The organism is Marivirga tractuosa DSM 4126 (genome assembly GCF_000183425.1).
In the GTDB taxonomy this organism is placed as follows: domain Bacteria; phylum Bacteroidota; class Bacteroidia; order Cytophagales; family Cyclobacteriaceae; genus Marivirga; species Marivirga tractuosa.
Genome location: NC_014759.1, coordinates 4,241,515 through 4,257,700 on the forward strand (window position 1 = coordinate 4,241,515; position 16,186 = coordinate 4,257,700).

A 16,186-nucleotide genomic window follows, 5' to 3' on the forward strand; every position below is an offset into this window, starting at 1 on the left:
TCATAGTTTTCAGATATTCATTTTTTCAACCAAACTATCAATCAATGAAAGAAGATTTTTTGCATTATGTCTGGCGCTATCAGAAATTTGATAAAAATGAGTTAGAAACTTCCGATGGGGCTTCAGTAAAAACCATCAAAACTGGTTTTGCGCATTCCAATTCTGGCCCTGATTTTCAGCAAGCTAAAATATTGATTGATGATATGGAATGGAATGGCGCAGTAGAAATCCATATCAAGTCATCCGACTGGAATAGACACCATCATCAAACAGATCCAAATTATGAAAATGTGGTTTTACATGTGGTCTGGAAAAATGACGAGCTAATAAATCATCCTGATGGAAGTAGAATTCCTACAGTCGAATTGAAAGACCGGGTAAATTATGATCTGATTGAAAAGTATCAAAAGCTACAAAGTTCACCAGATGAAATCCCCTGTGCTGGGCAGTGGACTGATATAAGCGATTTGCTTAAATCTGAAATGATGGAAAAGGCTTTAGTAGAAAGACTTCACCAAAAATCTGAAAAGGCTAAAACCCATTTTGAGGAAGGAGCTCAGAACTGGGATCAGGCATCTTATTTTATGTTGTTATCCGCAATGGGTTTCAAAGTAAACCAACATCCATTTGAGCGATTAGCTGAAATTTTACCCTATAATTTGATAAAAAAATATAGCTCATCCATTTTTCAAGTGGAAGCCCTGTTATTTGGAGCTGCGGGATTCCTAGCTCAGGATTTCGATGATGAATATCCCAATAAACTAAAAAATGAATGGGAGTTTCTACAGCATAAGCATAAGGCCACTTTAGGAAGTGAAATGCATCTGCATGAATGGAGATTTTTACGCTTGCGACCTGCCAATTTCCCTACTATCAGGTTGGCGGAATTAGCTCAGATTTTACATGTATTTCCTTCTCTCTTTGACGCTTTTGTGATCGATATGAATTTAAAAGCTATTCAAAAACGACTAAAAGTTAAAGTATCTGACTATTGGCTAGATCATTATCAGTTTGATAAAGAAAGCAAATTCAGGAATAAGCAATTTGGTCAAAATTCTATTAAAACTTTGATTGTAAATTGTATCCCGCCACTTTTGGCGCTGTATGCCAACAGCGTAGGAGAGGAGAGGTATATGGATAAAGCCATTACTTTATTAAATGACTTAAAAGCAGAAAAGAATTATATTACCAAAAAATTTGAGGATTTGGGAGAAGATCTAAAAACTGCCTTTGATTCACAAGCTATGATTCAACTTCATAATGAATATTGTCAACCTAAAAGGTGCCTGAATTGTAGCATAGGCTTATCCATTTTGAAAGCATGATTTCTATTCTTGTCCATATTCTGATTATTGCAGCAATTTTTATTGTCCTTATTCGAAAAATTTCAGGAGTGGATGATAAGATGCTCTTCAGTGCTTTTATGCTTCTTAAAATCAGTTGCGGCATCCTTATAGGCTTTCTATACTGGTCTTATTATGGTGGAATTGGTGATACTATTTATTTTTATGAGCAAGCGCAAGCCTTATTTCAATATTTTCAATTAGATAAAATCTCTTTTCTAGAATGGATAGGATTTGCTCCCATAAGTTTATCCCAAGTTGAGTTTTCAGCTCAAACTGAACCAAGGACTTTCTTTTTTGTCAGGCTGATGAGCTTCCTTTATGCATTTACTCAAGGAAATTATTTCAGTATGAGCATATATTTAAGCTTTTTCTCAGGAATAGCTACCTGGAAATTTGCTCGTCAATTGGTGAAATTATCCAAAGAAAATAAATTTGTAATTTACACTGCTTTACTTTTTATTCCATCTATTACTTTTTGGAGTTCAGGTTTAATGAAAGAAAGCCTAATGACTATTGCTATTTATGCTTTGGGTTTTTCGGTTTTAAAATTGGTAGCTAAGCCCTCAAATTGGTTATACGCAATTCTTGCTATATTAAGTGTATTTGTCTTATGGAAAGTGAAGTACTATGTTCCTATTGCTTTATTACCAATTCTAGTTTTAACGCTCCTTTTTAATCAAACAAAATTTTTAGGAGAATTTTCTTTCCCCAAAAAGCTATTGCTTTATGTTGGATTATTGATAGTTGGGGGAACTGCCACAGCTTTTATTCATCCGGTTTTCCATAGCGGTCGCTTTTTTGAGTTGATTAGAATTAGCCATGATGTTATAGCTCAAAACTCTTTTGAATCTCTAATTCAATTTCAACTTGCTGAGAATGATGTGTTATTTCTTATTCAAAACCTTCCTCTAGCATGGTTTACAGGAATTTTCCGTCCTTTTATTTGGGAGTCTTTCAGCTTTTTCTCCTTAGTATGGGCTATTGAAAAAACAATCTTCACCCTCTTGGCAATTGCAGCTTCAACCTTATTTCTTAAACTTAAATTTAGTCAAGCCGAAAAATGGTTGGGACTAGGCATTTTGATTTATGTGAGTATTTTATCTTCGGTAATTACTTTAGCTACTCCAAATTTTGGCAGCTTAATCCGTTATGAAGTGGCATATATGCCATTTTTATGGCTTTTAGTTTTAATGGTGTTGAATAAATACAAACATAATCTAAAATAGGAACCTCTTTATTGCGCAAGGAATGTTTAAACCTTAACTTTGCAGTTCTAAAAATTAACTATGGATAAAAAACCTGTAATAATCTTAGGAGCTAAAGGAATTGGCCCTTCAGCAGCGGAAATTTTCAAAAGCAATAATGTTGAAATATACTGTTTCTTGGAGGATGATAAAGAGATGCATGGTACTGAGATTGATTTCGTATCTGTTTTGGGAGAAACGGATGATGATGGTTATTTAAAATATATTGGTAAAAAATGCGATGCTTTCGTAGCGGAAGACAATATGAAAGCCCGTAAAAAAATGACCAAAATGCTGAATGACCGTAGAAAGACCATGCCAGCTAATGCAATCCATGCGCAGGCAATTGTTTCGGACTCAGCACATTTAGGTTATGGAAATTTCATTAATGCTAGAGCCGTTTTAGGTGCATATTCTAAAGTTCCTAATCACTGCCTGATTCATTCGGGGGTAATCATCGAATATAATGTTGAGCTTGGAGATTACGTGCAGGTTGGAGCTGGAACTCAGATAAATAGTGGAGTAACCGTTGAAGAGGAGACCTTTATTGGTTCTGGAGTAACAGTGGTTTCAGGAGTGAAAATAGGTAGAAAAGCTAATATTGGAGCAGGTTCAGTTGTGATTAGAGATGTGAAAGACGGAGAAACAGTATTTGGAAATCCTGCTCAAACGATTGAAAATTAATTAGTAGTTTGACGAGGTCGTCAAGTAATTAGTCTATTTGAAATAAATTTAAAATAAGAGCTGATTAGGTTATCTTCTCCTTTGGAGAAGAATAAAAGATGAGGCTTATAAAATCACCTTATTTACACTAAGGAGGAAATTATGGAAAATACAGAAAACCAATACAAAGTAATTCTTTATTACTGCTACGCAGAAATAGAGAATCCTGATCAATTCAGGGATGAGCATCATTTATTGTGTTTAGAGCTCGATTTACGAGGTAGAATCATTATCTCAAAAGAGGGGCTAAACGGTACCGTTTCTGGCACCACAGAAAATGTTGATGAGTACATGAAAAGAGTAAAAGCAGATCCTAGATTTGCCGATACTGATTTTAAAGAAGATTTTCATCCAGAACATACCTTTAAAAAACTGAATGTTAGGCATAAGCCTGAAATCGTTCATTCAAGCCTTTCTCATATCAATCCAAGGAAGAAAACGGGAGCATATGTTGAACCTGAGCAATTCAGGGAAATGATTAAGAATGAGGAAGATATTGTGATTTTAGATGTTCGTTCCAATTATGAACATGAATTAGGTCGGTTTAAAAATGCTGTTACTTTAGATATAGAAAATTTCAGAGATTTTCCTGATAAACTCAACGAGCTGGAACAATATAAGGGCAAAAAAATAGTGACTTATTGTACTGGGGGAATCAAGTGTGAAAAAGCAAGTGCTTATCTTCTAGAGCAAGGCTTCGACAATGTTTACCAATTGCATGGAGGAATTATCAAATATGGATTGGAAGCACAAGGTGAGGATTTTGAAGGAAAATGCTATGTTTTTGATAACCGACTTTCAGTGGATGTAAACAAAGTGAACCCTAAAGTTGTCTCTAAGTGCTATGTTTGTGGTACAAATTCCGACAGAATGGTAAACTGTGCCAATCCAACTTGTAATGTTCATGTTCCGATTTGCGAAAAATGCGGTTGGAAAATGGAAGGTGCTTGCTCTACCGAATGTAAAGAACATCCTGATAAAAGAGAATATAACGGAACGGGCTATTACCAAAAGAATACTAATGGCTATGATCCTTATAAAGGTTTTCAAGGTAAATTACAAAAGACTAAAATTCAGTAAGTATGGAGATGAAATATCCTGAGTCAGAATTAATATTGAATAAGGACGGTTCCGTCTATCATTTGAGTTTAAAGCCTCAGGATATTTCAGATGTCATCTTAACTGTAGGAGATCCTTCAAGAGTTCATAAAGTGAGTCAGTATTTTGATAAAATCACTTTTGAAATGAATAAAAGGGAATTTATTACCCATACTGGAATTTATAAGGGTCGAAAACTAACGGTTATGTCCACCGGAATGGGGACTGATAATGTAGAGATTTTGATGACAGAATTGGACGCCCTTGCCAATATAAATCTTAAGAAAAGAGAAAATAAGGTTAAGAAGAAATCACTAAAAATCATTAGAATAGGTACTTCGGGAGGTCTGCAGCAGGACTTGCCAGTGGATTCATTATTGGCTTCACAATTTGCGATCGGGATTGATACTTTAATGCAATTTTATGATTTGGAAAGAACTGAAGCGGAATCTAATGTTGAGTCAGCCTTACAATTAGAGATTGGTTTGCCTTTTAGACCCTATTGTGTGGAAGGGTCATCTTCTCTACTTAAGCATTTCTCAGATGGAATGAATATAGGGAATACTGTGACTTGCCCAGGATTCTATGCTCCGCAGGGAAGACAATTAAGGGCACCTATTCGTTTTCCCAAGATTGCAGAAAGCTTGTCCATGTTTCATTACGGTGATTTATGGCTTACTAATTTTGAAATGGAAACAGCAGGATACTACGCTATGGGAAGATTATTAGGACATGAGGTCTTGAGTTGTAATGCAATTGTAGCCAACAGAATGTCTCATCAATTCTCTAAAAATTCAGACAAGACTATTGATGGACTTATTAAGCTTGTTTTAGACAAAGCCTCTGAATTATGATTTTCTAAAATAATACAATCATACCTTTATAGTACTGAAATAACAGTTAGTCGAAAATGGTTGATTTTAATAAGATAATATCCTACTTTAAAGTCTTATTGAACCATGTATGCGATTTTTATATCTGTTAATAGTACAATTTCTAACCTATCCTATCTTTGCACAAAATCAGTTAGGTAATACTGATTTTAACAATTTGAATGTCAGTGATGGCCTTTCTCAAAATATAGTAGAGTCTATTTATCAAGGCGAAAATGGGTTTCTCTGGATTGGAACTCAAGATGGTCTTAATAGATTTGACGGGCAAGATTTCCTTTCCTTTCAGTATAAAATAGATGATTCTACCAGCCTAAGTAATAATTACGTGAAGGATATTGTGGAAGACAATAATGGTCATTTATGGATAGGCACTTATGGCGGAGGACTAAATAAATTTGATAAAAATTCGAAATTCCAACATTTTCTTCATGATAGTGAGATTCCAAGTTCTATTAGTAATAATGTTGTGTATACAATTTATCAACAATCAGATTCTGTATATTGGTTAGGTACTAAAAGTGGATTAAATAAGTTTAATTTAAATACAGAGAAGTTTTCAAATCAATTTACACATCCTGAGAATTTTCCATCATTAAATAATCCAGTGGTTTACTGCATTTCACAAGCTCATCGAAATGATGAGATATGGGTCGGAACAAGAGAAGGATTACATAAGGTAAATACTAAAACATTTCAAGTAGAACTATTTCGAAAGGGAGAAAAAGGTCTAATCGATGACGATATAAGAGATTTGTATTTTGATAAAAACGGAGTTCTTTGGGTAGCTACTAAATTAGGAGGTTTATTCTATAAAACGCCTAATGAGAATTATTTCAAACAAGTTGATTTAAAATTCATAGATCAAAATGAAATCTATGCACGCAAAATTCACCCCAATGATAAAGGAGGTGTGTGGCTTGGTACTTTTGGTGCCGGATTATTCTACATAGACCATAACTTTAAAACAAAGCATCATTTTGAAGAAGAAAAATATAATCCAAATGCTTTGCCTTCAGGTAATATTGTCGAAATCTATCAAGATAAGTCTATGAATTATTGGTTGGGAACTCATGGTGGAGGTATTTCTTCTTTTAATTTAAATCAGAAGAAATTTGCGCTTTATCAACCAGGAAAAAATGATCCATACAGTATCTCTGATGACGCTGTAAATTACATCTTTGAAGATAGTAGGGGGGATATTTATGTAGCAAATGACGAAGGTGTTGATATTGTTGTAGAAAATGAAGAGCAACTTCGATTTAAACAGGTTTTAAGTAGTTATTCGGGTTATCCTGACGATAGAGGTTGGCTTTTATTTGAAGATTCGGATCATATCTTATGGGTTGGATTATGGAATTTCGGATTGTCAAAGTATAATAGAGATACAGGTGAATTAAAATCATATACAAACATAAAGGGTGATTCTACCTCCATTACTACCAATTTTATTGAAAGTATTGCGGAAGCTCCAGATGGTAAATTATGGATTGGTTTACTTGGAGATGGGGGATTGGTTGTTTTTGATAAAGAAAAGGAACTTTTCAAGCGGTATCTGCATGATGTAAACGATTTTAGCTCCCTTGCCAACAATAGAGTGCATAAAATATTTATTGATAGTAAAAATAGAATATGGCTAGGAACTGATTTTGGTTTAGATCTATATCAACCCGAAAATGATAATTTCAAACATTTCAGATACAATAAGGGGGATTCTAATAGTATAAATTATAATGTTATTAGAACGATAATTGAAGATGATAACAATAACATTTGGATAGGAACTGGCGGTGGAGGATTGGCAAAAATGATCGAAACAAAAGATGATCAGATATATTTTAAATCCTATACAGAAGATGACGGTTTGGTTAATAACAATATTGCAGGTATAACAGTGGACTTAAACGGAAATCTTTGGGTGTCTACATATAAAGGAATATCATTTTTTGATCCCGATAAAGAGCAATTTAAAAATTACGATCGTTCAGATGGTCTTCAAGGTGAAGAATTCGTAAGAAGGTCTATTGCAACTGTTAAGGATGGGAGAATATTTGCAGGAGGCTACAATGGATTAAACGTCTTTAAGCCGCAAGATTTAAAGGAGAGTAATTATGAGCCCTTTATTAATATAGTTTCAGTTAATGTGACTAGTGAAAGTGGTGAAAAAAATATTACTGATTTCTCTGTTGATTCGATTTTACTAGACCATAATGATTATTTATTATCATTTGAAGTAGCTTCTACAGATTTAAGTAACTCTGATAAAATTGAATATGCCTATAAACTGGATGGCTTTAATAAAGATTGGATTAATAATAAAAATAGAAGACATTTTACTTTCACTAATTTACCTCCAGGTGAATATAATTTAAAGATAAAGGGAACAAACTCTGATGGGGTATGGTCTAGCAATATTAAAGAGCTATATATAAATGTAGATCCGCCTTTTTGGGCAACGCCATGGTTTAGAGTCCTTTTTGTAGTGCTGTTTATTGTTTTGGTTCTTGCCTACATTCAGTTGAGGATAAGATATTTGAAGAAATCTAGAAGGAAACTACAAGCTAAAGTTGAGGAACGTACTTCAGAATTAGAAATCACTAATAAACATCTACTTAAAAATCAGTCTTTAGTGGTAGATCAGAAAGAAGAAATTGCTCACAAAAATGCTATTATACAAAAGCAAAATGATGAACTAAAACTAACTAATCTTCAGCTTGAAGAAATGGTTGATGAAAGAACGCGAGAGCTAAGGGAGACAAATAATGATTTGAAAATTGCCAAACACGAATTTGATACATTTTTCTATCGTGCAGCGCACGATTTGAAGGGACCAGTATCCACGATTTTGGGACTGTGTTATTTGGCGATGAAAGAGACTGATGAAGAGGCTTCACAGTTTTACTTTTCCAAGGTAAATGAGACAGCGGAAAGGATGAATAATATTTTGTTTAATCTTCAAAAGATCAATAAGCTAAAGCAACAAAAAGTTGAAATTCAAAATTACAATATCAGAAGTTTGATAATTGATGCTGCTAAGGAGAATATACCTGATAATGAAGACTGGCAGCAGTTTATTAATATAGAATTGAAAGCTGCAGATGAAGATATCTTGACTGATTTCGTACACTTAAAAGTGGTGTTTTCAAATTTAATAAATAATGCAATAAAATTCTCTAAACATACCGAAAAGCCCAATGTAGTAATCGAATTCAGTAAAAGTAAAAAGAACAATAATTATCAGATTATTTTTGAGGATTTTGGTTTAGGTATAAATCCTGAACTAAGAGATAAAGTTTTTAATATGTTTTTTGTGGCTACAGAACATAAAAGAGGTATTGGTTTAGGTCTATATAGCGTAAAAATGGCAGTTTCAAAGTTAGGAGGACAGATCCACTTGGAAGAGAATAAACCAGCCTCATTTAGAATTGAATTCCCTATTCCTTATGGAAAGGAAGTGATGGTTAACCAATAAGCGGGTTTGTGTTGTTATTTATGCAGTGATTATTTATCTTCTTTGTCCCAAATCTTTTCGGCTTTCTTACCTATCAGCCAAAATGAAATAGCAATAATCCCAAAGAATAATGCTTTGTGTAATTCATCCCAAAAATACTCAAAATATCGGGTGTAGAGATTTAGGAAAATAAAGGAGATGCCGATGTTTTTAAGCAAGCTGTCTTCTTTCTTGATTCCAATTACAATTGCTCCAAAACTAGCCAATAATAATAGTAAGCTGTACCACCACAAATAATATTGTCTTATTTCCAACCATTTTTCGTAGCTACTGTAATTTCCAAAAATAGTTAAGAACCATAGAGCCATAAAGAAAATGATCAATCCACTCCAGTAAGTAGGTTCTAAAAATGGTTTCAGCATTTCTGATTTCTTAATGAAATATGTAGCTAGTAAGATTAAAGCACCAAAAATTGTAAATCGCATGGGAAAATTCATTCCTATAAATAAATAATTATCTTTCCCCAGATTATGAGTAACAGCTCCAAAAGCGACTACCAATGCAGTTATTCCAAAGAGCCAAAGCAGTTCTTTTTTTCTAGCAACAGCTAATGTGAAATATGAAATGGCTAAACCTAATATAAAAACACCAGGGTTTTCCTCCATTCCAAATAAGAAGCTAATTAATCCTGCTGCTATAGCTAGAAAGATAGCAGCAAAAAATGTGAATATTTCTCTACTATATTTTTTTCTAGTTTTCTTTAAATTGTAACGATAATCTAGCCAAAAGAATAATGCACTTAATAATAGAAACGTGATGGATTTGGTAACGTAAGAAGTAGAAATTAATGAGTCGATTAAATCTAAAAGGGCTTTATCTGCAAATATGCTGATCACAGCAATAAGTAAACTCACTACAGCAAATAGAAAAGAGTAATAGGCTAGTGACTGCCAGTTGAAGGGCTTGATCTTTATGCTTTTATCAAGTTCTTTTGCCTTTTGAGCATCGATTAAACCACAATCTTCCCAATGGGCAAGGGCTTTGTTAATGGTCTCTTTTTCCTTTTTACTAATTTGCATTTGCTAAATATAAGCTAATGGTGGTCAATTGTGAAAAAAATCCTTAGCCTTTATCTTTTTTGGTTCCGGCATATAGCTCATATTCCAAAAGCCTACATTCAATTTTTGCATTCATGAAGGGTATTCTCCTTTTAGTCCTTAAGCCAATTTTCTTAGCGAGATTCATATTTCCTGTAAAAATATAACCCGTTTTTCCCTTACAATCCCTTTTGAAAAAATCACCTATTTGAGCATACACATTTCCTAATTCCTGTTCTTCACCTAATCTTTCTCCGTATTCAGGGTTTAGAAAAACCACGCCTTCTCCTTCAGGGATTGTGCTGTCTCTGAAGTCTTTTTTCTCAAATGTTATAGCATCGGCAACACCTGCTTCTTCTGCGTTTTGTTTGGCTGCTTGGATTGCCATTCTGCTGTTGTCTCCAGCAATAATTTTACATTCAATGGCTTTTTCTTTTTGAATGGCCTCTGCTTTCAATTTCTCCCAAGCCGTCAAGTCAAATCCTTTGAGGTAGTGGAAACCGAATTTATCTCTATTAAGCCCTGGCGCTTTATTTGCTGCAATACAGGCCGCTTCAATGGCTAAAGTTCCTGATCCGCACATTGGGTTGATAAATACTTGATCAGTTTTCCAGTTTGAAGATAAAATAGTAGCAGCTGCTAATGATTCGTTCATTGGTGCTTTTCCCGGGATTTTTCTGTAGCCATGCTTGGAAATAGTCTCCCCAGAAGTATCTAGATAGATGGATGCTTGGTCTTCCATCCAGTGCAAAAAGACCACCATTTGGTCTCTTAAAGGGCCAGAATCTGGTCTTGTTCCAGTTTTGTCTTTTAAGCGATCTACTATTGCATCTTTAGCTCTTACGTTGGCAAATTGTGTATTTAAAATCTTCTCATTGTTTACATAAGAAGTAATGCATAGGTAACTGTTTTCATTTAGGTAATCTTCCCATTTGACTTGATAAAGCTGTTGGTATAATTTATCAGGATTATCAGCTCTGAATGATTTTATGAGGAATAGAACTTTGTTAGCAGTGCGTAAATGAAGATTTAAATGCATGCAATCTTCTTTTGTCCCTTCCAAAGCAACATCCAAAGGACCTTCGTGAGTCACTTTGTATCCAAGGTTTTCAATTTCCTGTCTTAATACAGGGGCGATGTAAGGGGGGCAGGGGAGAACGATTTTACTTTTTTCCATTGGGCAAAGTTAAAACAAATTCATGAGCCATTTCCATTCGATTTTGATTTCCTTTATATTCGCAATCCAATTTGAAAAATAAGATTATGAAGCAGTGGTTTTTGTGCAAAGTTAAATACCAAAAAGAAGATGAAAACGGAAGGTTGAAATCCGTTACAGAGCCTTATTTGGTTGATGCCGTTTCTTTTACGGAAGCGGAAACACGCATTTATGAAGAAATGGGTGAACGCGTTAGAGGGGAATTTATGATTACAGGGATCAGCAAAAGTAAAATAGTGGATGTTTTCCATTATGAAGATGCTGACATCTGGCATAAATGTAAGGTGGTGTATTATGTAGCCGAAGAAAGCGGTAAAGAAAAGAAAATCACCAATCAAATGATAGTGACTGCTAAAAACGTAAAGGAAGCCTATGATAGAATTTATCTTAGCTTGAATAATATGCTGGTTTCCTTTCAGGTACCGGAAGTAATTGAAAGTTCAATACTTGAAGTGTTTAATTACTCAGGAAATATATCGCCAGATTCTTCGGAATTGCAAGAGGAAGTCTCTGAAGCAGTGAATCCAACAGAAGAAGTTTCTGAAGAAGAAAATGATTAAGTAAAAGCTTTTCCAAAGCGATACAACTTTGGAAAAGCTTTCCTACCTATTATTGAATATTTAAGCTCCAATCGTAAGCATAGTGGTCTATATTGTATCCTGATGGGATTTTGTTTTCTCTGTATTGGTTAATATAAGTCATTACGTCATCTGCTTTCATCTTAAAATCCTTTTCATACCACTTAAAAATCATTGATAATTCTACTAGATTTTCAGCTGATTTGACTTTAATAAAATCAGGATTGTTGATGGCATTACTTGTTCTTTCGTCAAGCTGAGTATCTAATTTATCTGCGGTAAATGCAAAATCTGCCAACTCGGGACAGCCAATTGCAGCGCAAGAAAATGCAAAATGTACTCGAGGATCTCTGAAAGGTATGATCACTTTTCCCTTCTCGATTTGATCTAAGGTGAGCATTTCGCCTCCAACATTATGCTTCACTTTGTCAAAAAACCCATTTTTATCTAAAGCTGATTTAAGTGGGTAGTACTCTGTTATTTGTCTGATTACAATAATATTGTAAGCATTGATATATAAAGCTTTTATTTCCTTGTCGCTTAATTCGTCAATGTTAACTGAAGCTAAAGATTGATAAAGCTTGTCAACTTCTTGAAAATTATCTTTCAGTCTTTTATAGTCGACTTTTCCATCTTGAACATATTTCTTTAAGAATATGTCAGCTTCTTGGTTGAACTTTTTAATCTCTTGTTTGTAAGCCATCAAGCTTAGACTAGATAGTAAAATAATTACGATGGTTAATCTTAAGTTTTTCATAGTTCTTTAATTTATTTTTTACAAACGCAGATAATTTAATTTTGGATTGTTTTTTATTGTCTTCGGCTTGACAATTGATTAGTTTTATTACTACTAATATTGAATGTAGTATTCATTAAACCACTAAACAAGCCTTATGAGGAATATCGTCATCATTGGAAATGGCATTTCAGGAGTAACTACCGCAAGGCATATCCGCAAACATAGCGAAGATAATATCACGATTATATCAGCTGAAACCGAACATTTCTTTTCTCGGACGGCACTTATGTATATCTATATGGGCCATATGAAATATGAAAGTACCAAGCCCTACGAAGATTTCTTTTGGGAGAAAAATAGAATTAATTTGGTCTATGATTTTGTTGATCGAATTGATTTTAAAAACAAGGAGTTAAGCCTGAAAGCATCTCAAAATATCAATTATGATGTCTTGGTTTTAGCTGTTGGTTCAAAATCCAATAAGTTTGGTTGGCCAGGCCAAGATTTAGAAGCAGTACAAGGACTCTACAGTTATCAAGATTTAGAAGGGATGGAAAAGTACTCCCCAACCACTCAGCATGCTGTTATTGTGGGAGGTGGATTGATTGGAATTGAAATGGGCGAAATGTTTCATACACGTGATATTGATGTCACATTTGTAGTTCGTGAAAGTAGCTTTTGGAATAATGTATTGCCTCCCGAAGAATCAGAAATGATCAATCGACACATCCGAAAGCATGGATTTAATTTGATGTTAGAATCTGAAATTACTGAAATAATGGATGACGGTAATGGTAGGGCAAAAGGAGTGAAATTGAAGGAAGGTGGAAAATTGGATGCACAGTTTGTTGGGCTAACCGTGGGGGTTTCTCCAAATATTGACTTCTTGAAAAATACGGAATTGGAAACCAGTAGAGGCATAATGGTTAACGAATATTTTGAGACTAATCAGTCTGATGTATATGCAATTGGCGACTGTGCAGAATTTCATGAAGCTCCGGCAGAAGATAGAAGACCCATTGAGCAAGTCTGGTATACAGGGAGAATGCATGGAGAAACACTTGCTCAAACCATTTGTGGTACTAAGACAGCTTATAAACCAGGTGTTTGGTTTAATTCAGCTAAGTTTTTGGATATCGAATATCAAACTTATGGACAGGTGTCTAATCAACCTGATGAAGAAACAGAAGAGCATTTCTACTGGGAACATGAAAATGGGGAAAAGTCGATAAGATTAGTGTTTCACAGAAATGATAAGACGTTAAAAGGCGTAAACTTGATGGGAGTGAGATATCGCCATGAAGTTTGTGACAAAATGATTCGGGACAAATGGCCAATGAAAAAAGTGTTTCAAAATTTAAAGGAAGCTAATTTTGATCCTGAATTTTTTAAGAGATATGAAGATGAGTTGGTGGGGATGTATAATGAAAGATATCCGAATGACGAGGTAAAAGTAGGTAGAAAAAAGGTGTTAGGAATATTTTAAAAAGATATATGAAAAGCTTAAAATTAGTGCATAAAATAGGGTTGATAGTTTTTACTATTGGTTTTATAACCTATCTCTCTTTGTTTTTCTTGGGACAGTATCGGCTGGACAAAAGCGATCTAAAACAGTCTGTAGGCGATCAGTCTTTTTCCGTAGTTGATAAATATGCCCAGAATATTTATGGAATTCAATATGATGATCAATTTTCCTTTGTCAGTGATTTTAAATCAATTTTAAGTCAAGCCAATGAAGAGATCAAATCAAAATTTGAAATTAGTACTTATGTTGCTAGGAAAATTGCCAATTCAACTGAAGGCAATTCATTTCAGCAATCTGCAATAGAAAAAGGGATAGGTTCTCCCGAGGGAGAAGTGGGCAAATGGCAAATCAAACAATTAACAGATTACACTGGCTGGATGGAAGGCAGGGAATATGAATCTTCCGAAGAATTAGCCGCACAATTGGAAAAAGTTATTTCAGATGTCAATAATTCGATTATTTCGCAGAAAGGCTTTAGTCAGGATAATATTAATAATAAGGCGTTTACTATTGCAAAAAAATCTGAAGTTGGACCTGTAGCACAGAACCCATGGTTATGGTTATTATTAGCTATTGGGATTCCTATTATTGGTGCCATCATGTATTTGCTGCCAAGATTAAAGACACAACATGCTGGAATCAAAAATGATGGCATATTTCACAGCGCCTTAAAAAATAGAGGTTGGATTGGTATTCTTTTAGGTACATTCCTGATCAGCTTTTATGTATTCCTTTACTGGTTTCCAGAATATATGACTTCTTGGATAGTGATGGTAGATCCGCTTAGTAAAATGCTAAGTGGGAATCCTGCAAGTCAATGGTTTATGTATGGGTTCCTTTATACTTTAGCCATTTTGGTCATGGGTATTAGGATGATCATTAAGTATAGACATAGCCCTTATCAAATGGTTCGTACAGTCTCCGTTATGTTCTTCCAATTGGCTTTTGCTTTTGTAATTCCTGAAATTTTGGTTCGGCTCAATCAACCGTATATGGATTTAAAAAATATGTGGCCACTTGATTACAGCTTCTTTTTCGATTATCGATTAAACGAAATGGTTGAAGCAGGTACGATTGGCTTGTTTATGTTGGGTTGGGGAATAGCCTTATTTACATTGGGGGTTCCAATCTTCACCTATTTGTATGGTAAACGATGGTACTGCAGTTGGGTATGTGGTTGTGGAGGATTGGCTGAAACTTTAGGGGATCCTTACAGACAATTATCAGATAAATCTTTAGGAGCATGGAAGATAGAAAGATGGCTAATTCATGGAGTATTGGTTTTTGCAGTAGTCATGACAGCGGCTGTGCTATACACTTACTTTACTGGTAGCTCTCAACTTTTGGGTATGAATACTTACAGTATCCGGGCGGTTTACGGTTTTGGAATTGGATCTATTTTTTCTGGTGTGATAGGTACCGGTTTTTATCCTTTTATGGGTAACAGGGTTTGGTGTCGATTTGGTTGTCCCTTAGCAGCATATTTAGGATTAGTTCAGCGTTTTAAATCCAGGTTTAGAATTACTACAAATGGGGGCCAATGTATCTCTTGTGGGAATTGCTCTACTTATTGTGAAATGGGGATAGATGTCCGTTGGTATGCTCAAAGAGGACAGAATATTATCCGTTCTTCATGTGTGGGATGTGGAGTTTGCTCTTCAGTGTGTCCAAGAGGTGTATTAAACCTTGAGAACAGAGATGAAGATGGAAGATTTAATCAGCCTTCATTAATTGGGAATGATAGTTTTGGAGTTCAGAGTTAAGAGTAATAAGGCTTTATTATATATTAAGAGTGATTTGATATGGAAACTGAGATACAAATCATACAAGCCAATCGAATAGATGATTTATTGGCACTTATTTCAGTATTTGAGGATGTTTTTGAAATGGAAAAGTTTGTAGTCCCAAGTCAAACTCATCTACAAAAGCTTTTAAATAATGAACATTTTCTTGCTGTGGTCGCAAAAAGTAAAGAAAAAGTCATTGCTGGATTAACGGTATATGTGCTGGATCAATATTATTCAGAAAAACCCATTGCTCATATTTATGACTTGGCTGTATCAACAAGTTATCAAAGGAAAGGGATAGGTAGTAAATTGATCGCTTTTGCTAACGAATATTGCAAACAAAGTGGATTTGAAGAGGTCTTTGTACAAGCCGAGAAAGATGATGATTATGCAATTGATTTTTATAGGTCAACCAAACCTGCAGAAGAATTAGAGGCAGTGCATTTTAGTTATAAATTTACATAAGTCATCATATTGGTTAATGTTCATTGC

At 34.6% G+C, this 16,186-nt stretch carries 13 protein-coding genes; 10 read left to right on the forward strand and 3 right to left on the reverse strand.

The features are described 5' to 3' along the window. Positions 1-44 precede the first annotated feature (44 nt). From FTRAC_RS17925 to FTRAC_RS17950, 6 genes are all read left to right on the forward strand, one after another. Positions 45-1,325 carry a DUF2851 family protein gene (locus FTRAC_RS17925; protein WP_013455699.1) on the forward strand — a complete coding sequence of 427 codons (1,281 nt, stop codon included), beginning with the start codon at positions 45-47 and terminating at the stop codon, positions 1,323-1,325. Beyond that, positions 1,322-2,572: a hypothetical protein gene (locus FTRAC_RS17930; protein ID WP_013455700.1), complete on the forward strand. Its 1,251-nt coding sequence runs from the start codon at positions 1,322-1,324 to the stop codon at positions 2,570-2,572. The genes FTRAC_RS17925 and FTRAC_RS17930 overlap by 4 nt, the downstream gene beginning before the upstream one ends. Positions 2,573-2,632: 60 nt before the next feature. Then, on the forward strand, positions 2,633-3,274 hold the full coding sequence (locus FTRAC_RS17935; protein ID WP_013455701.1) for a NeuD/PglB/VioB family sugar acetyltransferase: 642 nt from the start codon (positions 2,633-2,635) through the stop codon (positions 3,272-3,274). Between the two features lie 141 nt (positions 3,275-3,415). Beyond that, positions 3,416-4,393: an oxygen-dependent tRNA uridine(34) hydroxylase TrhO gene (gene trhO / locus FTRAC_RS17940; protein ID WP_013455702.1), complete on the forward strand. Its 978-nt coding sequence runs from the start codon at positions 3,416-3,418 to the stop codon at positions 4,391-4,393. Between the two features lie 2 nt (positions 4,394-4,395). After that, complete coding sequence (locus FTRAC_RS17945) at positions 4,396-5,265, forward strand: nucleoside phosphorylase (protein ID WP_013455703.1); 870 nt, start codon at positions 4,396-4,398, stop codon at positions 5,263-5,265. Positions 5,266-5,374: 109 nt separating this feature from the next. After that, positions 5,375-8,773, forward strand: coding sequence for a sensor histidine kinase (locus tag FTRAC_RS17950; RefSeq protein ID WP_013455704.1), 3,399 nt, complete (start codon positions 5,375-5,377; stop codon positions 8,771-8,773). A gap of 29 nt (positions 8,774-8,802) precedes the next feature. Here the strand turns inward: FTRAC_RS17950 and FTRAC_RS17955 are convergent, their stop codons facing one another. Beyond that, a complete protein-coding gene (locus FTRAC_RS17955; RefSeq protein WP_013455705.1) occupies positions 8,803-9,831 on the reverse strand; it encodes a hypothetical protein in 1,029 nt (342 codons plus the stop codon). A gap of 43 nt (positions 9,832-9,874) precedes the next feature. Then, entirely contained in the window at positions 9,875-11,026 is a 1,152-nt protein-coding gene (locus tag FTRAC_RS17960; RefSeq protein WP_013455706.1) for a THUMP domain-containing class I SAM-dependent RNA methyltransferase, read from the reverse strand. Between the two features lie 86 nt (positions 11,027-11,112). Here FTRAC_RS17960 and FTRAC_RS17965 point away from each other — a divergent pair, with 86 nt between their 5' ends. Beyond that, positions 11,113-11,625 (forward strand): DUF4494 domain-containing protein, encoded by a 513-nt coding sequence (locus FTRAC_RS17965; RefSeq protein WP_013455707.1) that lies wholly within the window; start codon positions 11,113-11,115, stop codon positions 11,623-11,625. Between the two features lie 49 nt (positions 11,626-11,674). Here FTRAC_RS17965 and FTRAC_RS17970 read toward each other — a convergent pair whose 3' ends face one another. After that, the gene (locus FTRAC_RS17970; protein ID WP_013455708.1) at positions 11,675-12,400 is read right to left on the reverse strand and encodes a DUF547 domain-containing protein; all 726 of its coding nucleotides are present in this window, start codon (positions 12,398-12,400) and stop codon (positions 11,675-11,677) included. A gap of 136 nt (positions 12,401-12,536) precedes the next feature. Here FTRAC_RS17970 and FTRAC_RS17975 point away from each other — a divergent pair, with 136 nt between their 5' ends. The 3 genes from FTRAC_RS17975 to FTRAC_RS17985 are packed head-to-tail and all read left to right on the forward strand — an operon-like array spanning position 12,537 to position 16,159. Then, positions 12,537-13,868: an NAD(P)/FAD-dependent oxidoreductase gene (locus FTRAC_RS17975; RefSeq protein WP_013455709.1), complete on the forward strand. Its 1,332-nt coding sequence runs from the start codon at positions 12,537-12,539 to the stop codon at positions 13,866-13,868. Positions 13,869-13,876: 8 nt separating this feature from the next. Then, positions 13,877-15,670: a 4Fe-4S binding protein gene (locus tag FTRAC_RS17980; RefSeq protein ID WP_013455710.1), complete on the forward strand. Its 1,794-nt coding sequence runs from the start codon at positions 13,877-13,879 to the stop codon at positions 15,668-15,670. Between the two features lie 39 nt (positions 15,671-15,709). After that, positions 15,710-16,159, forward strand: coding sequence for a GNAT family N-acetyltransferase (locus FTRAC_RS17985; RefSeq protein WP_013455711.1), 450 nt, complete (start codon positions 15,710-15,712; stop codon positions 16,157-16,159). The last annotated feature ends 27 nt before the right edge of the window (positions 16,160-16,186 follow it).

Excerpts from the sequence above, each read along its gene's own strand:
- FTRAC_RS17970 (WP_013455708.1), bottom strand. The coding sequence starts at position 12,400 with ATGAAAAACTTAAGATTAACCATCGTAATTATTTTACTATCTAGTCTA.
- FTRAC_RS17960 (WP_013455706.1), bottom strand. The coding sequence starts at position 11,026 with ATGGAAAAAAGTAAAATCGTTCTCCCCTGCCCCCCTTACATCGCCCCT.
- FTRAC_RS17925 (WP_013455699.1), top strand. The coding sequence starts at position 45 with ATGAAAGAAGATTTTTTGCATTATGTCTGGCGCTATCAGAAATTTGAT.
- FTRAC_RS17955 (WP_013455705.1), bottom strand. The coding sequence starts at position 9,831 with ATGCAAATTAGTAAAAAGGAAAAAGAGACCATTAACAAAGCCCTTGCC.
- FTRAC_RS17935 (WP_013455701.1), top strand. The coding sequence starts at position 2,633 with ATGGATAAAAAACCTGTAATAATCTTAGGAGCTAAAGGAATTGGCCCT.
- FTRAC_RS17965 (WP_013455707.1), top strand. The coding sequence starts at position 11,113 with ATGAAGCAGTGGTTTTTGTGCAAAGTTAAATACCAAAAAGAAGATGAA.
- FTRAC_RS17975 (WP_013455709.1), top strand. The coding sequence starts at position 12,537 with ATGAGGAATATCGTCATCATTGGAAATGGCATTTCAGGAGTAACTACC.
- FTRAC_RS17945 (WP_013455703.1), top strand. The coding sequence starts at position 4,396 with ATGGAGATGAAATATCCTGAGTCAGAATTAATATTGAATAAGGACGGT.
- FTRAC_RS17930 (WP_013455700.1), top strand. The coding sequence starts at position 1,322 with ATGATTTCTATTCTTGTCCATATTCTGATTATTGCAGCAATTTTTATT.
- trhO (WP_013455702.1), top strand. The coding sequence starts at position 3,416 with ATGGAAAATACAGAAAACCAATACAAAGTAATTCTTTATTACTGCTAC.
- FTRAC_RS17980 (WP_013455710.1), top strand. The coding sequence starts at position 13,877 with ATGAAAAGCTTAAAATTAGTGCATAAAATAGGGTTGATAGTTTTTACT.
- FTRAC_RS17985 (WP_013455711.1), top strand. The coding sequence starts at position 15,710 with ATGGAAACTGAGATACAAATCATACAAGCCAATCGAATAGATGATTTA.
- FTRAC_RS17950 (WP_013455704.1), top strand. The coding sequence starts at position 5,375 with ATGCGATTTTTATATCTGTTAATAGTACAATTTCTAACCTATCCTATC.